The following is a 15,962-nucleotide window of genomic DNA, read 5'->3' on the forward strand; positions in this document are numbered from 1 at the left end:
ATGACCTCCACCACCATGGCGCCCACCCCGCAGTCCGTCCGGCAACCCCGGTGGCAGCGACTGCCCATCATCTCGCACCTGCGCAAGAGCGTCGGGCTGCAGCGCACGATGCTGGTCATCGGCCTCGTCCTGTCGGGGCTCTTCTTCCTGACCGCGATTTTCGCGCCCCTGATCGCCCCCTACGGCTACGCGCAGGCCGCCGATGAGGCCGGCCGCTTCGGATCCCAGATGGCTCCGTCCGCAGCCCACATCTGGGGAACGACCGTGGGCGGATACGACGTCTTCTCCCGCGTGGTGTGGGGAGCCCAGACGGCGGCACTGGTCATCATCCTGGGTGTCCTCCTGTCGATCTTCGCCGGGGTGATCCTGGGGCTGGTTTCCGGCTACCTCGGCGGTTGGGTCGACCGCGTGCTCGTGGTGGTCGCCGATGCGATCTATGCCTTCCCAGCACTGCTGCTGGCCATCGTGATGTCGATCGTGATCAGCGGCGGGCAATCCAGCCTGTTCGGCGGGATCATGGCGGCAGCCATCTCGATCACCGTGGTCTTCATCCCCCAGTACTTCCGGGTGGCCCGCGCCGAAACGATCCGCCTCAAGGCCGAACCATTCGTGGAATCGGCCAAGGTGATCGGTACCTCGAACGTCCGCATCATCGCGCGGCACGTCTTTCCCAATGCGACCCGCACGATGCCGTTGATCTTCACCCTCAACGCCGCCGAATCCATCCTGACCCTCGCCGGTCTGGGCTTCCTCGGCTTCGGCATCGAACCCACCTCGGCCTCCGAATGGGGATACGACTTGAACAAGGCCCTCTCCGATGCCACCAGCGGCATCTGGTGGACCGGGCTCTTCCCCGGCCTCGCCATCGTGTTGACGGTGCTCGGCCTGACCCTCGTGGGTGAGTCCATGAACGACCTGAACGACCCGCGGCTGCGCGGCCGGCGCCGTGCCGGACGGAACAAGCCCCGCGGCGGCAACGTGCCGACCGCGGCCGATGTTGATGGAACCGGAATGGAGGCGGCCAAATGAGCCACGCAACTGAGCCCGGAACCCCCCGGGGAACGGCAACCGGAACCGGCTCCGGGCCCGTCCTGTCCATCTCCGGATTGGAGGTGACCTTCGCGACCGACGGTGGCGACGTCCACGCCGTCAACGACGTGAGCCTGGATGTCGCCCCCGGCGAGGTCGTCGCGATCGTCGGCGAATCCGGTTCGGGCAAGACGGTCACCGCCAAGACGATCCTGGGGCTATTGCCCGAAACAGCGACCAGCTCGGGCGTCGTGCTGGTCAACGGCGCCGATGTCATCTCGGTCAGCCCCGGCCAGCTGCGGGCACTGCGCGGCCGCGACGTCGCCATGGTGTTCCAGGAACCCTCCACCGCGTTGAACCCGGTCCACACGGTCGGATGGCAGATCGCCGAGGGGATCCGCGCCCACGCCGGCTCCGGTACCCGGGTCTCGCGGAAGGAAGCCAAGGCCCGCGCCATCGAGGCGTTGTCCAAGGTCGGCATCCCGGATCCGGAACGGCGCGTGGACTACTACCCCCACCAGTTCTCCGGCGGGCAGAAGCAGCGCGTGGTTATTGCAGCGGCCCTGGCCTTGAATCCCGGGCTGATCGTGGCCGATGAACCGACCACGGCCCTCGATGTCACCGTCCAGGCCGAGATCCTGGATCTGCTCCGCGAACTGCAGACCCGCGACGGGACCTCGATCGTGCTCATCACCCACAACATGGGCGTCGTCGCCGATCTGGCGGACCGGGTGGTGGTGATGTACCGCGGAGACGTGGTGGAAGAGGCACCGGTGGCGGAGCTGTTCGCCAACCCCCGGCAGGAGTACACCCGCGAACTGCTCGGTGCGGTGCCGCATCTGGGCCGCAACTCGGCCTCCGCCGGTCTGCTGGAACGCGCCCACGCCGACGCCGAGGTCCTGGTCCGTGCGACGGACCTCGACGTCGAATTCCCCGGCGGCATCGGCAAGTCCAGCTTCCACGCGGTCGACAAGGTCTCGTTCCAGATTTCCGCCGGCGAGGTCTACGGGCTGGTCGGCGAATCCGGATCTGGTAAGACGACGATCGGACGCTCCATTGCGGGTCTGAACAAGATCACCGGCGGCAGCCTGGAGGTCCTGGGCTACGAGATGCGCGATTTCCGCGAGCGCACCTTTAAGCCGCTGCGTAAGGACATCGGCTTCGTCTTCCAGGATCCTGCCGCCTCGTTCAACCCGCACCTGACCATCGGCGAGTGCGTGGCCGAGCCGTTATGGGTCCACGAGGCGACCACTTCCGCCAAGGCCCGCGCGCGGGTGCGGGAGTTGATGGATGCGGTCCAGCTTCCGGGCCGGTTCGTCGACCGCTATCCACATGAGCTCTCGGGCGGACAGCGGCAACGGGCCAGCCTGGCCCGGGCCCTGGCGCTGAACCCGAAGTTGCTGGTCGCCGACGAGCCGACCAGCGCGCTGGACGTGTCCGTGCAGGCCACCGTGTTGGAACTGTTCAAGGAGATCCAGCGGGAATATGGCTTCGCGGCCCTGTTCATCAGCCATGACCTGGCGGTCGTCGACATGCTCGCGGACTGGGTCGGCGTCCTCTACCGGGGCAAGCTGGTCGAGGAGGGCATCGGCAACCAGATCATGGGCAACCCCCAACATGATTACACCCGGCGCCTGATCGCCTCGCTGCCGGTCCCGGATCCGGCCGAGCAGGCACGACGCCGGGCCGCCAACCGCGACCTGCTACGGGGCTGACCCGCAGTTCGCAATTTTCGCCCGACAGCAGGCCCCCGGAGCACTCCGGGGGCCTGCTGTATGTCGGGCTATCCCTTGGCGGCCGCGGGGATCCGGCCACCGGCCAGCACCATCGCGACCTGCCGCTCGGAGAGTTTGTGCCGCAGCGTGACGTCCTTTCCTCCCAGGGTGGCGGAGATGTCGTTACCTGAGGTGAGCTGTCCATGCACCCCGCTGATGACCAGCCGCGCTCCCGGGGCACCGTCGTCGTAATCGGCGGGATCGCTGAATTCCAGGGCGAGGATGCCGAAGTTGGCCAGGTTCTGCCAGTGGATGCGGGCGAAGGACTTCGCGACCACGACCCGCAGGCCGAGGTAGCGCGGGGCAATGACCGCGTGTTCGCGCGAGGATCCCTGGCCGTAGTTCTCCCCGGCGACGACGGCGTGGCCCCCCTCCGCGTCCTTCGCATGGGCCGGGTACTCGGCGTCGATGCGGGTGAAGCTGAACTCGGCGATCTTGGGGATGTTGCTGCGGAACGGCAGCACGCGCGAGCCGGCCGGCATGATCTCGTCGGTGGAGACGTTGTCGTCCATCTGGAGCAGGATGGGCAGGTCCAGGTCGTCGGCGATCGCGTCGAAATCGGGCAGGGATGAGATGTTGGATCCCTTGACCAGTTCGACGGCGGAGGCCTCCTCCGGCGCCAGCGGTGGTTGGAGCATGTCGGTGTGCTGGCTGAACGTCTTCGGCAGGTCGGGGCGTGGATAGGCAAGGCCGAGGTCGCGGCCCAGATCGCGCGGGTCGGTGATCTTGCCGGTCAGGGCGGCCGCCGCAGCGGTTTCCGGGGAGCACAGCCAGACGGCATCCTCCTCCGTCCCGGAGCGGCCGGGGAAGTTCCGGGGCATGGTGCGCAGGCTGTTCCGGCCCGTTGCGGGAGCCTGCCCCATGCCGATGCAGCCCATGCAGCCCGATTGGTGGATGCGGGCGCCGGCGCCGACCAGGCTGCTCAGCCAGCCGCCGGCGATGAGGTCGGCCAGGACTTCGCGGGACGTGGGGTTCACGTCGACGGAGACCTGCGGGTGGGCCTGGCGTCCGGACAGGATGTCGGCGAAGACGGCGAAGTCGCGCAGGCCGGGGTTCGCGGAGGAACCGACGACCACCTGGAAGACCTCCTCGCCGGCGGCTTCGGCCACGGTGACCACGTTGCCGGGCGAGGACGGCTTGGCGATGAGCGGTTCGAGCGTGGAGAGGTCGATGGAGTCGGTGACGTCGTAGGTGGCCCCGGCATCGGCGGTCAGCTCCGTGAAGTCATCGGCGCGTCCGACGGCCGCGAGGTAGTCGCGCACCGCGTCGTCTGCGGGAAACACGGTGGTGGTGGCACCGAGTTCGGCACCCATGTTCGCGATGACGTGCCGGTCCATCGCCGTCAGGCCCTCCAGCCCGGGGCCGTGGTATTCGATGATCCGGCCGACACCGCCCTTCACGCCGTGCCGGCGCAGCATCTCCAGGATCACGTCCTTCGCCGACACCCAATCGGGCAACGTGCCGGTCAGCTCGATGCCCCAGATCTCCGGCATGGTGACATACAGCGGTTCGCCGGCCATCGCCATGGCCACCTCGAGCCCTCCGACGCCGACGGCCAGCATGCCGATCGCCCCGGCAGCACAGGTGTGTGAGTCGGAGCCCACCATGGTCGCCCCGGGCTTGCCGAACCGCGACTGGTGGACCGGGTGGGACACCCCGTTGCCCGCCTTGGAGTACCAGAGGCCGAACCGCTGGGCCGCCGATTGCAGGAACAGGTGGTCTTCGGGGTTCTTCTCATCGGTCTGCAGCAGGTTGTGGTCGACGTACTGGGCCGAAACCTCGGTCTTCACCCGGTCCAGGCCCATCGCCTCGAGCTCCAGCATGACCATGGTGCCCGTGGCGTCCTGCGTCAACGTCTGGTCGATGGCGATGCCGACTTCGGTGCCGGGCGTCATCTCCCCCTCCACGAGGTGCGAGGCGATCAACTGCTCGGCGACGTTGCGTGCTGGCGTTTGGGTGGGCTGCGTGGTCATGGTGGTTCCCCTCCGGCTGGCGGTCCGCCACCGGGCCGGCTGCGGACCCAAGACCATGCTAGGCACAAAGTGCGGAAGCAAACAGGGGTGGTGCCGGGCAGACAAAAGCGGCTCCGACGTCGTTCCCTGTCGGAGCCGCTTTTGTATCCGCGGAGGATGGGGGATTTGAACCCCCGAGGGCGTGAACCCAACACGCGTTCCAGGCGTGCGCCATAGGCCGCTAGGCGAATCCTCCAGATTGCCCAAAAGAGCAGGTTCCAGCGTACCGGACAATTCCCCATAGGCCGAATCGGGCCGCTCCCGGCCCCATCCCCCGGCGGCACGGGGCCGTCAGGCCAGGGGGGTGACAGGTGCCGGAGCGGCCGTCCTCCTCACCACCACCGCCTGCAGCGTCATCGCCCTGCCCACCGCGGGACGCTCCACGCCCACACTCCCGAACCCCAAAAGTGGCTGAAGGAGTGAGAAGCGACCGCACCGGGGAGGGCAAGCGGCGGACAGGACACACCCTGATGTCAGGTAGACTATTCGTCGGCCCCTCATGTGGTGTCATCCCGCCGAACTCCCCCAGGACCGGAAGGTAGCAAGGGTAGGCGGGCTCTGGCAGGTGCATGAGGGGTCTTTACTTTTCCCGCACGCCCACCCGCATCGCCCCCGGCTACCCGGCCGCGGGCCCGCCCGGCTCCCATAACTGGACGACGTTCCCCTCCGGATCCGCCAGGCTGGCGAAACGGCCCATCGCATACGCCTCCGGGTCGACCTCGACCGCGATGCCGGCATCCCGCAACTGTTCGACCATGGCCGTCAGGTCGCGGACCCTGAAATTGATCGACCAGGACCGGGACGCATCGCCCAACAGGGTCGTTTCCCGGCCCATCGGGGCAAACGCCGTGGTTCCGGCCTCCTGCGTCCACGGCTCGTCGTCCATCGTCTGCGGCACGCGGTCGACGCCGAGCATGGTCGCATACCACCCGGCCAGTCCCTCGGGATCCTCGGCGCGGAAGAAGAACCCGCCGATCCCTGTCACCCGTTCCATGAGCATCCACCTTTCCTCGCGCAGATCCTGCCACGCCCACCCCTCCCCCACAAGGCCTGGGCGCCCGCCGGCCAATGGCCGCTGTGCCGTAATCTGGGACGGGTCCCGGGCACGGAGGGGCCACCACGAACCACCATCTGCCAGGAGGCCACCATGGGCGCCGGACGCTATGCCCCCAGCCCGTCCGGCGAGCTGCATCTGGGCAACCTGCGCACCGCCCTGCTGGCCTGGCTCTTCGCCCGTTCCACGGGCCGCGGCTTCCTGGTGCGCGTCGAGGACCTGGACCGTGCCCGCGCCGGTGCCGAAGCGGTCCAGCTGGCCGATCTGCGCGCCATCGGCCTGGACTGGGACGGCCCGGTGGTCCGCCAGACCGGGCGCACCGCCGGCTACCGCGCGGCCATCGCCATGCTGGACGGGGCCGGATTGCTCTACGAGTGCTTCTGCACGCGCCGCGACATCGCCGAGGCACCCTCGGCACCGCATGCCGCCCCCGGAGCCTATCCGGGCACCTGCCGGGACCTCAGTGAGGTCGAACGCTCCCGGCGACGGGCCGGACGCCCGGCGGCGCTGCGCCTGCGGACCGACATCGCCGAGTTCACCATCACGGACGTGCTGCACGGGCGCTACACCGGAGTTGTCGACGACTTCGTGGTGGTGCGCAACGACGGCGTGCCGGCCTACAACCTCGCCGTCGTCGTCGACGACGCCCTGCAGGGAATCGACCAGGTCGTCCGCGGCGATGACCTGCTGCCCTCCACCCCGCGGCAGGCCCATCTGGCCACCGTGCTGGCCGGTCTGGCGGCGGTCCCGGGCGCCGGCTCCGACGTCGCGCTCCCGCAGTACGCCCATGTCCCCCTGGTGCTCAACGAGGAGGGGAAACGGCTGGCCAAACGCGACGGATCCGTCACACTCGCCCGGCTGCGCCACGACGGCGTCACCGCCGGACACGTGCGCTCCGTGCTGCTGGAGTCGGTGGGCCTTCCCGGTGGGGGGTTGGCCCAGGCGCTGGAGGCGTTCGACCCCGCACTGCTGCCCCGCGAACCGTGGGTCTTCGCCGGGTTCCCCGCGACCGCCGGAGGGATGCAATGAGCCCCGCCGACCGGATAGGCTTCAGGGCGTGAGTACAGCCCTTTACCGTCGCTATCGTCCGGACACCTTCGCGGACGTGATCGGGCAGGAGCATGTCACCACTCCCCTGATGGCGGCCCTGTCCAAGAACCGGGTCAACCACGCCTATCTTTTTTCCGGCCCGCGCGGCTGCGGCAAGACCACGTCGGCCCGCATCCTGGCGCGCTGCCTGAACTGCGCCCAGGGCCCGACGGCGATCCCCTGCGGGCAATGCGACAGCTGCCTCGAACTGGCCACCGGCGGCTCGGGGTCGCTGGACGTCATCGAGATCGACGCGGCCTCCCACGGCGGTGTCGACGACGCCCGCGACCTGCGCGAACGCGCCACCTTCGCCCCGGTCCGCGACCGCTACAAGATCTTCATCATCGACGAGGCCCACATGGTCACCTCCGCCGGGTTCAACGCCCTGTTGAAGATCGTCGAGGAGCCGCCGGAACACATCAAGTTCATCTTCGCGACCACGGAGCCGGACAAGGTCATCGGCACCATCCGCTCGCGCACCCACCATTACCCGTTCCGGCTCGTCCCGCCCGAACCCCTGATGGCCTACCTCGAACGCCTCTGCGCTCAGGAAAACGTCCACGTCGCCCCGGGCGTGCTCTCGCTGGTCATCCGCGCGGGGGAAGGCTCGGTCCGCGATTCGCTCTCGGTGCTGGATCAGCTCATCGCCGGTGCCGGCCCCGACGGGCTGGACTACGAGCTCGCCGTCTCCCTGCTCGGCTACACGCACGCCTCCCTGCTGGACGACGTCGTCGATGCGATGGCCGCCCAGGACGCCGCCACCGTCTTCTCTGCGGTCGACCGGGTCATCCAGACCGGACACGATCCGCGCCGTTTCGTCGAGGACCTGCTCGAGCGCTTCCGCGACCTGATCATCGTCAAGGCCATGCCCGAAAGCGCCGCCCAGGTCATCCGCGGCCTGCCCGAGGACCAGCTGCACCGCATGAACCAGCAGGCCTCGCTGCTCGGCCACGCCGAACTCAGCCGCAGCGCCGACGTCACCAACCAGGCGCTCACCGAGATGACCGGTGCCACCAGCCCCCGCCTGCACCTGGAACTGCTCTGCGCCCGGCTGCTGCTCCCGACCTCCGACACCACCGAACGCGGCGTCAACGCCCGGGTGGACCGCATCGAACGCCGGCTCAGCTACGCCGGCGACGTCCCCGAGGTCCCCGCCGGATCACCCGCGGCGGAAGCCGGCAGCACGGCCATTCCAGTGCACGACGGCGGTGCCTCCCCGGTTGCCACTGGCTTTGAATCCGCGGCCGGTCCCCAGGGCGCCGCCGCGGTGCGTGAGGCCCTCCGGACCGCCCGCGGCAAGGACCAGCCGGCCGAGGCCGCACCGGCCGCCGCACGTACGGCCCCGGTCGCCCCCGTGGCATCCACGGCCGAGGCCACCCCGGAGCCTGCACCGGCACCGAACTTGCCGGCCGCATCTGACGCACCGGATACCTCCGATACCTCCGACGAGCCCACCACTCCGGGCACCGGCGATGAACGCTGGACCTCCGACGGTCCGGGCCCCACGGCACCGGACACCCCGGCGACGGCTCCCCCGGAAGCGGCACCCGCTGCGGCGGAACCCCGCCCTGCTGCATCCGAAACCTCACCCGAGTGGGGTGGGACGTGGGGGCCGGTCGACGACGCCCCGACACCGTCGTCAGCTGGCCCGGCTCCGGTGACCGCCGAGACCGCCTCCGGTCAACCGCAAACACCCGATGCCTCTGCTGCTCCGTCGTCCCCGGCCGCTTCACCTCAGACGCAGGCACCTGCCGCCGCCGGCCCTGCGGGCGAAACGCCACACGACGCCGCGCCCGCCGCAGTGCACTCGGGTGCCGCCGGCACGGTCGAGATGTTCCGGCGGGCCTGGCCGGAAATCATGGATGCCCTCCGTGAGGAAAAGAAGTTCGTCTGGCTGACGATCCAGCCCCATGCCTCCCTGGCCGGGTACGACGGCCGAACGCTGACGGTGGCATTTGCCAACCCGGGCCCCATGAAGGCCTTCTCCGCCAAGCAAGACAACATCGAGCTGCTCCAACGCAGCATCAACAAGATCCTGGGGCTCACCCCGGAGATCGTCATCACTGCCGGGGGTTCCGCTCCGGCGGGTGGTTCTGGCCCAAAAGTTGAGCGCCGGCCAGCGCCGGCGTCCCGCGGTCCGGTAGCGCAGCCCCGCGCCCAGGGCGAGCCCCAGCGCCCGGCCTCCGGCCCCGCCTCGGGTGCCCGGACCGAACACGATGAACCGGACAATGCTGCCGCGCCGCGCCCCGCCGGCAGTGCCGACGCCGCCGCGCAACCGGACGCCGCGCAACCGGCTGCCGTACAACCGGACCACGCATCTGCTGCAGCGCCGGCCCCGGCCACCACCCCAGCGAAGCGCGGCCTGGAATCCCCGGACTCGGAGCCGGCAACCCCGGGACCACCCAAATCGTCTCCACCGCCAGTTGCAGCGGCGCAGCCCACCGCCCCCCGTCCCGAGCCCGGTGGCCCGGCAGCCACGGGCCCGGCGGCCGCCCTGCGGCAACGGCGAGCCACGACGCCGCCTACCCAGACGAACCGTGGTTCTGCTGGCCCCGACCAACCCGAGGAACCCACCGACTTCGGCCCCGAGCCCGAAGACGACGGCGGCTACGACTGGGGCAGCGACACGGTGCCGGTTGCACCGTGGGATGCGCCGTCGGCCCCGCAGCCAACCCCGCCCCCGGCACGGGAGCCGCCCACCCGCGGTGGCACCGACCCGGAGGGTGAGACGTGGCAACGGCCCGCCGGGCCAGCCCCCGTGGAACCTGCCGATCCCGCGCGTCGTGTTGCCGCCGCAGCCGAGCGCCCGGCCGCCCCGGCAGCTCCTGCTCCCTCCGCTCCCGCTGCGCCCGCTGCGCCCGCGCCGGGCAATGCCGCCGCACCAGCCCCGGGAGATGTTGCAGCGCCGTCGTCCGCCCCCTCCCCGACGCCCCCACCGGTGGAGGCGCCAGCCGCGACCCCGGGCAAGCCGATGAGCCGGTACCAGCAGTTGTTGAACCAGGCACAAGCCAAGGAGGCTCACGGCACCGGATCCACCACCGGCACCCGGCCGGGCGGCGGGGCAGCGCCACGCGGCGGCCCGGTGGACGTAGAATCGAAGTACGTTGAGGACATTCCCAGCGATGATGACGTCTCCATCGAGGAATCCGGGGTGGTCGGCCGATCGGCAATCGAGCGGCTGCTCAACGGCCGCCTGATCGAGGAGCGCAACCACGACGGGACCCCGGTCATCTAGGTTCCCCGCGGGACCGTCATCCGACTTTTGCAGTGTGAGGTTTCGTGTACGAAGGTGCAGTCCAAGAGCTGATCGACGAGTTCGGTCGGCTGCCCGGCATCGGCCCCAAATCCGCCCAGCGGATCGCCTTCCACATCCTGGAGGCCGACCGCGAGGACATGAACCGGCTGGCCGATGCCATCCGCGCGGTCAAGGACAAGGTGAAGTTCTGCTCGGTGTGCTTCAACGTCACCGAGGACGAGACCTGCAGCATCTGCCGGGATCCCCGCCGGGACGAGACGATCCTGTGCGTGGTCGAGGAGTCCAAGGACGTCATGGCCGTCGAACGCACCCGGTCCTTCCGCGGCAAATACCACGTGCTTGGCGGCTCCATCAATCCGATTGCCGGCGTCGGACCCGACCAGTTGCACATCCGCGAATTGTTGGGCCGCCTGCACGACGACAAGATCTCCGAGGTCATCATCGCCACCGACCCGAACCTGGAGGGCGAGGCGACGGCGACCTACCTGGCCCGCATGCTCTCCACCATCGGCATCAAGATCTCCCGACTGGCTTCCGGTTTGCCGGTCGGCGGGGACCTGGAGTATGCCGACGAGGTCACCCTGGGGCGGGCCTTCGAGGGCCGCCGCGTCATGTCCTGACGGACGGCTGTTCTGGCGGTCAGCCCCGGAACTGCTCGGCGATCCCCTGCAGGCTGGCGCGGTAACCATCCCAGTAGCCCGCATCACCCGGCGGAAGGTTGTCATTGCCGTTGGAGAGCCCCGCCGCCCCGTCGATGGCCTCGCGGACGATGTCCGCATGGCCGGCATGACGGGCGGTCTCGGCGATCATGTGGACCAGCAGCCGTTGCAGGTTCGTGTGTCCGCGTTCCGGGCCCCACCAGGGAACGAACCCCTCCGCGTCCAAATCGAGGGCCCCGATCGTCTCGTCGGCATGCTGGCAAGCCCGCCGGTAGAAGCCGAGGACCCATTCGGCGCTCTGGTCAACCGTGGCGAACATGTCGGCGTTGTCCTCCGAACCCTCCTCCGTCCACGGCATCGGTTCCGGTGCGGGCCGGCCGAAGACGTCACCGAAGTAGCCGTACTCCACACTGGCCAGATGCTTGACCAACCCCAGGAGGTTGGTCCCGGTTCCGGTCAGGGGACGGCGAAGATCGTACTCGTCCAGCCCTTCCAGTTTCCAGAGCAGCGCATCACGTTGGTTCTGCAGGTAGCGGGTGAGGACTTCCTTCGGTGTCAGCATGGGATTCAGCGTAGGACGCGGACCCGCGTCCGTCACCCCTCCGGCTGCCGACCACGAGGTCAGGAGCCGATCGACCCCCACTGCCGGTCGCCCTCGCTGATGTCGACGACGGCGGTGGCAACTGGTCCGGGCGGTCGGCCGGTCAGCCGGCCGACGGTGTCGGCAAAATGTGCTTCGAGTTGGGCCACTGCCGCCTCCCCGTCACCGGCGATGACGAGGTCCAGGCGCTCGCGGTGCACGGCATGGACGTCGGTACGTACGATGTAGCCTTTCGGATGTCCAAGGCTGGCCAACCGGGTTTCCATGACCAGCGAGGACATGTAGCGGCACAGGCGCAGGTTTCCCGCGGCCCGCACGATTTCGAAGTGCAGCTCCAGATCCGTGTTGCCGATCGTCCGAGGGGTTTCCGCGGCGACGGTCTGTCCCCCCAACCCCTCCAGACGATCCAACAGCTTACTGGCGGGGACCAACCGGCGCCGACGTTCCCCGGCGATCCGCAATCCCGCCAGGATGCGGAGGGCAGCAGCTTCGACGACGAGCCGGGTGGCATACAAGTTCTCGAGGTCCTCGATGCGTACCGTGGCCACGCGCAGTCCCTGGCCCTGACGCGCCACCAGGAGACCGTCCTGGACCAACCGCTGGGCAGATTCCCGGAGCGAGCCGCGGCTGACGCCGAGTTGTTCCGCAATGAGCGCCTCATGGAGTTGGGCACCAGGGAGGATGAGTCCCTCGTAGATCGCCTTGCGCAATTGGTCGGTGATCAGATCGACCGTCGAGGAGCGCTGGACACGGGCCATGCTCGGTGCCTTCGATGGCTGGGCCGTGGGCATGGGGACTCCGTTCTGGGGACATGTGACACACGGATCCTCCGACAGGAATTGCGCTCGAAGGCCGTTGCTGATCGATCGTAACTTAATCGTGACGATGCCTTGCAGGGCACATCGCACCCTGCAAGCGTCGGTCAAAGCGTCAATAAACCCCGCCAAATCAGGGATCGGACGGATTAATATTGATAATTGTCGACAATCCGATATCCGGAACGTTGGATTGTCAATTGACCCTTTCATGACTAGCGTGATTTACACCACTCTGCACCATCCGGTCGGGTTTACCCGACGCTGGCGGCGCCGCCCTGGGGGGAGGCTCGGCCAGTCCGGAACCCGTCACCTGAAAAGGGGTACACCATGACACGCACTTTCCGTCGACGTTCACTGCTGGCATCCGGCGCCATCCTCGCCTCGCTCTCACTCGCCCTCAGCGGTTGCGGAGGCTCCACGACGACAGAGGGCGACGGCGGTGGCGGCTCCGGTACGGCACAGGCCGGCGAGGGGCACCTGCAGTCCCTGAAGGACAAGGGCTCGATCACCGTCGCCATCGCGGGCGAGGCCCCCTACTCGTACGAGAAGGACGGCAAGGCCACCGGCGCGACCATCGCCCTGGCCAAGAAGATCTACGGTGACATGGGCATCAAGGACGTCAAGACCGTCCTGGTCGACTGGAACAGCCTGATCCCGGGTCTGACCGCCGGCCGCTTCGATGCCGTCAGCGCGGGCATGTCCATCCTGCCGGATCGTTGCGCGAACGCCGACTTCGCCGATCCAGCGATCATGTACACCACCGCGCTGATGGTCCAGAAGGGCAACCCCAAGGGGCTGACCGACCTCGACTCCGTGAAGAAGAAGGAAGACGGCGGCGAGGACATCAAGCTTGCCGTCCTGGCTGGCGGCATCGAGGCCGGCTACGCCAAGTCACTGGGCCTCAAGGTCCAGTCCGTCCCCGACGCGCAGACCGGGATGGACACCGTGAACAACGGCCGTGCCGACGCCTTCGCCATGACGGCGATCTCGCTGAACTTCATGGCCGACCAGAACCCCGATGCCAAGGTCGACGTCACCGACGCCTTCGTGCAAAGCATCGACGGCGTGCCGCAGGTCGGTGCCGGCACCGCTGTCTTCGCCCAGGGCGACGAGGAACTGCGCAAGGCCTACAACGAGGGGCTGGACAAGATCACCTCATCGGAGAAGTCCTACCTCGACGTGGTCGGCGAATACGGCTTCACCGCAGAGAACCTGCCGCCCCAGGACCTGACCACCGAGGAACTCTGCAAGGGCGCTCCGGCCAAGTAGCAGGAGGGTAGCCGGGGATCGCCTTCCGGCTGCTGCACGAGGGTGGCCCCGACCTCATCCGGGCCGGGGCCACCGCATCAACCGGCTACTGCCGATCCACCTGAACAGCTGAAGGAGTCCATCCTCCGTGGACCAGAAACTAGCGGCGCTTGGTGAAGCCCTCCCCCGTCTCCTCGACGGCCTGTGGGTGACCGTCGAGCTCACCGTCCTCGGCGGCCTCGCCGCCTTCATCCTCGCCGTCATCCTTGGCCTCGCCGCGGCCCACCCAAGTCGCCTGGCGCGGTTCCCGGCACGCATCGTCGTCGAGTTCTTCCGCGGCACCTCGCTCGTGGTCCAGCTGTTCTGGCTGTTCTTCGTCCTGCCGCTGCTCGGCGTCAACATGCATCCCCTGGTCGTGGGCGTCCTCGCGCTGGGCCTGAACTACGGGGCCTACGGGGCGGAAGTGGTCCGCGGATCCATCAACTCCGTGCCCACCGGGCAGTGGGAAGCCACCACGGCGCTGAGCCTAGGCCCGGTCCAGCGGATGTACCGGATCATCTTCCCGCAGGCCTGGGCGCTGATGATCCCCTCGCTGTCCAACCTGCTCATCCACCTGATGAAGGGCACGGCCATCGTCAGCTTCATCACCATCGCCGACTTCACCTACCACCTGGACCAGCTCAAGCGCGTCACGGACACCATCTTCGCCTATGGAGTGGTCGGCCTCCTGAGCTACTTCATCATCGCCCTGATCCTCACGTTCCTGATGAACGCACTGGAGAACCGGGCCAAGCGCAAGCTCGGCCAGGGCCTCACGCTGCGAAAGGTCCTCTCGCCCGCGCCCACGCCAACCACCAGGACCGGAGGGGCAGTATGATCCCCGCCGCCTTCGAATGGCACTCGGAAACCGTCTGGGAAGTCCTGCCCACCCTGTTGGAGCAGTTCCTGAAGGTCACCCTCGTGGTCACCGTGCTCTCGACGCTGATCGCCGCGGTCCTGGGCCTGGTCATCGCCATGGTGATGCGCATCAGCCCGCGCCCGGTCGCCGAAACCGTGAAATGGATCGCCAACTTCATCCGCATGACCCCGATCGTGGTCCAGCTGCTGTTCGCCTACTACACGTTCCTGTCACTGGACGCCCTGACCATCGGCGTGATCATCTTCGGCATCCACTACTCCACCTACATGTCCGAGGTCTACCGGGCAGGCATCGACGCCGTGCCGAAGGGGCAATGGGAGGCAACGACGGCCTTGTCGATGTCCACCCGCCGCACCTGGACCGCCGTCATCATCCCGCAGGCCCTACGCGCCACCATCCCCGCCCTGGGCAACTATGCGGTCTCCATGTTCAAGGACACCCCCTTCCTGTTGGTCATCGGTGTCGTCGAAATGGTCAACGCTGGTCTGATCTACGGCGGAAACACCTATCGGTACATCGAACCGCTGACCCTGGTGGGCGTCATCTTCCTGCTGGCCAGCTACCCCACTTCACTCCTCATCGGCAGATTGGAAAAGCGCCTTGCCTTCAACACCTGATACCGCAGTTGACGCCGGCACGCGGGGCAACCGCGCCGCCGCCCCGGTGATCGAGTTCCGCGACGTCGACAAGGCGTTCGGCGACAACGTGGTGCTCCACGACCTGAACTTCAGTGTTGCCAAGGGCGACCGGGTCACCCTCATCGGCCCCTCCGGGTCCGGCAAGACCACGATCCTGCGCCTGGTCATGACGCTGGAGGAGGCCACCGGCGGATACATCTTCGTCAACGGGGAGCCACTCACCCACGAGGAACGCAACGGCAAGCGGGTCGAACGCAGCAAGAAGGAGCAGAAGCGGATCCGCCAGCGGATCGGCATGGTCTTCCAGCAGTTCAACCTCTTCCCGAACATGACGGTGCTGGAGAACATCATCGAGGCGCCGGTGCACGTACTTGGCCAGTCGAAGTCCGAAGCCAGCGCCAAGGCCAAGGAGCTGTTGGAAAAGGTCGGGCTCTCCGACAAGGCCGACGCGCATCCGACTTCCCTCTCCGGTGGCCAGCAGCAGCGTGTGGCGATCGCCCGTGCGCTGGCCATGGACCCCGAGATCCTTCTGCTTGACGAGGTCACCAGTGCACTCGACCCGGAGATCGTCGGCGAAGTCCTGGGGATCCTGCGCAACATCGCAGATACCACCGACATCACGATGCTGATCGTCACCCACGAGATGCAGTTCGCCCGTGACGTCTCCAACCGGGTGCTGATGTTCGACGGCGGGAAGATCGTCGAGGAGGCCGCACCGGACGTCATGTTCAGCAGCCCCAAACACCAGCGCACCAAGGACTTCCTGCACGCAGTGCTCGGCGACGCCGACGGAACGATCGGCACCCATTAGACGCGCGTGGGCCGCTCCCCGGGGGGAGGTGGCGGCCCACGCGTCTTCACCGC

At 68.0% G+C, this 15,962-nt stretch carries 13 protein-coding genes, 1 tRNA gene and 1 other RNA gene; 10 read left to right on the forward strand and 5 right to left on the reverse strand.

The window, feature by feature from the left end; genetic code table 11:
• Complete coding sequence (locus AC1MEQ_RS09755) at nucleotides 1-1,029, forward strand: ABC transporter permease (RefSeq protein ID WP_479790247.1); 1,029 nt, start codon at nucleotides 1-3, stop codon at nucleotides 1,027-1,029.
• Nucleotides 1,026-2,744 (forward strand): ABC transporter ATP-binding protein, encoded by a 1,719-nt coding sequence (locus AC1MEQ_RS09760; protein WP_479790249.1) that lies wholly within the window; start codon nucleotides 1,026-1,028, stop codon nucleotides 2,742-2,744. The genes AC1MEQ_RS09755 and AC1MEQ_RS09760 overlap by 4 nt, the downstream gene beginning before the upstream one ends.
• 68 nt (nucleotides 2,745-2,812) lie before the next feature.
• On the opposite strand, the gene AC1MEQ_RS09765 is transcribed toward AC1MEQ_RS09760, so the two are convergent.
• The gene (locus tag AC1MEQ_RS09765) at nucleotides 2,813-4,777 is read right to left on the reverse strand and encodes an aconitate hydratase (RefSeq protein WP_479790251.1); all 1,965 of its coding nucleotides are present in this window, start codon (nucleotides 4,775-4,777) and stop codon (nucleotides 2,813-2,815) included.
• Between the two features lie 150 nt (nucleotides 4,778-4,927).
• Nucleotides 4,928-5,012, reverse strand: a tRNA-Ser gene (locus AC1MEQ_RS09770).
• Between the two features lie 292 nt (nucleotides 5,013-5,304).
• Between AC1MEQ_RS09770 and ffs the strand changes: the two genes are divergently transcribed.
• Nucleotides 5,305-5,401: signal recognition particle sRNA small type (gene ffs / locus AC1MEQ_RS09775), an RNA gene on the forward strand.
• 31 nt (nucleotides 5,402-5,432) lie between these two features.
• On the opposite strand, the gene AC1MEQ_RS09780 is transcribed toward ffs, so the two are convergent.
• Nucleotides 5,433-5,810: a VOC family protein gene (locus AC1MEQ_RS09780; protein ID WP_479790253.1), complete on the reverse strand. Its 378-nt coding sequence runs from the start codon at nucleotides 5,808-5,810 to the stop codon at nucleotides 5,433-5,435.
• Between the two features lie 153 nt (nucleotides 5,811-5,963).
• Here AC1MEQ_RS09780 and gluQRS point away from each other — a divergent pair, with 153 nt between their 5' ends.
• From gluQRS to recR, 3 genes are read left to right on the forward strand one after another with little or no spacing between them, the layout of a single operon-like run.
• Nucleotides 5,964-6,899 (forward strand): tRNA glutamyl-Q(34) synthetase GluQRS, encoded by a 936-nt coding sequence (gluQRS, locus tag AC1MEQ_RS09785; protein ID WP_479790255.1) that lies wholly within the window; start codon nucleotides 5,964-5,966, stop codon nucleotides 6,897-6,899.
• 28 nt (nucleotides 6,900-6,927) lie between these two features.
• Complete coding sequence (locus AC1MEQ_RS09790) at nucleotides 6,928-10,194, forward strand: DNA polymerase III subunit gamma and tau (protein WP_479790256.1); 3,267 nt, start codon at nucleotides 6,928-6,930, stop codon at nucleotides 10,192-10,194.
• A gap of 44 nt (nucleotides 10,195-10,238) precedes the next feature.
• Entirely contained in the window at nucleotides 10,239-10,835 is a 597-nt protein-coding gene (gene recR, locus AC1MEQ_RS09795; protein WP_479790258.1) for a recombination mediator RecR, read from the forward strand.
• 19 nt (nucleotides 10,836-10,854) lie between these two features.
• Here recR and AC1MEQ_RS09800 read toward each other — a convergent pair whose 3' ends face one another.
• Both AC1MEQ_RS09800 and AC1MEQ_RS09805 read right to left on the reverse strand, forming a co-directional pair.
• Nucleotides 10,855-11,436, reverse strand: coding sequence for a DinB family protein (locus AC1MEQ_RS09800; RefSeq protein WP_479790260.1), 582 nt, complete (start codon nucleotides 11,434-11,436; stop codon nucleotides 10,855-10,857).
• Between the two features lie 59 nt (nucleotides 11,437-11,495).
• Nucleotides 11,496-12,233: a GntR family transcriptional regulator gene (locus tag AC1MEQ_RS09805; RefSeq protein WP_479790262.1), complete on the reverse strand. Its 738-nt coding sequence runs from the start codon at nucleotides 12,231-12,233 to the stop codon at nucleotides 11,496-11,498.
• 387 nt (nucleotides 12,234-12,620) lie between these two features.
• On the opposite strand from AC1MEQ_RS09805, the gene ehuB reads away from it, so the two are divergent.
• From ehuB to ehuA, 4 genes are all read left to right on the forward strand, one after another.
• Entirely contained in the window at nucleotides 12,621-13,562 is a 942-nt protein-coding gene (gene ehuB / locus AC1MEQ_RS09810) for an ectoine/hydroxyectoine ABC transporter substrate-binding protein EhuB (RefSeq protein ID WP_479790263.1), read from the forward strand.
• Between the two features lie 127 nt (nucleotides 13,563-13,689).
• Complete coding sequence (gene ehuC / locus AC1MEQ_RS09815) at nucleotides 13,690-14,418, forward strand: ectoine/hydroxyectoine ABC transporter permease subunit EhuC (RefSeq protein ID WP_479790265.1); 729 nt, start codon at nucleotides 13,690-13,692, stop codon at nucleotides 14,416-14,418.
• Complete coding sequence (gene ehuD / locus AC1MEQ_RS09820) at nucleotides 14,415-15,077, forward strand: ectoine/hydroxyectoine ABC transporter permease subunit EhuD (RefSeq protein WP_479790267.1); 663 nt, start codon at nucleotides 14,415-14,417, stop codon at nucleotides 15,075-15,077. Before ehuC ends, ehuD begins: the two co-directional genes overlap by 4 nt.
• Nucleotides 15,078-15,123: 46 nt before the next feature.
• Nucleotides 15,124-15,909, forward strand: a complete 786-nt coding sequence (gene ehuA / locus AC1MEQ_RS09825) for an ectoine/hydroxyectoine ABC transporter ATP-binding protein EhuA (RefSeq protein ID WP_479796104.1) — start codon at nucleotides 15,124-15,126, stop codon at nucleotides 15,907-15,909.
• Nucleotides 15,910-15,962: the final 53 nt, after the last annotated feature.

The organism is Arthrobacter sp. ASL1 (genome assembly GCF_056680475.1).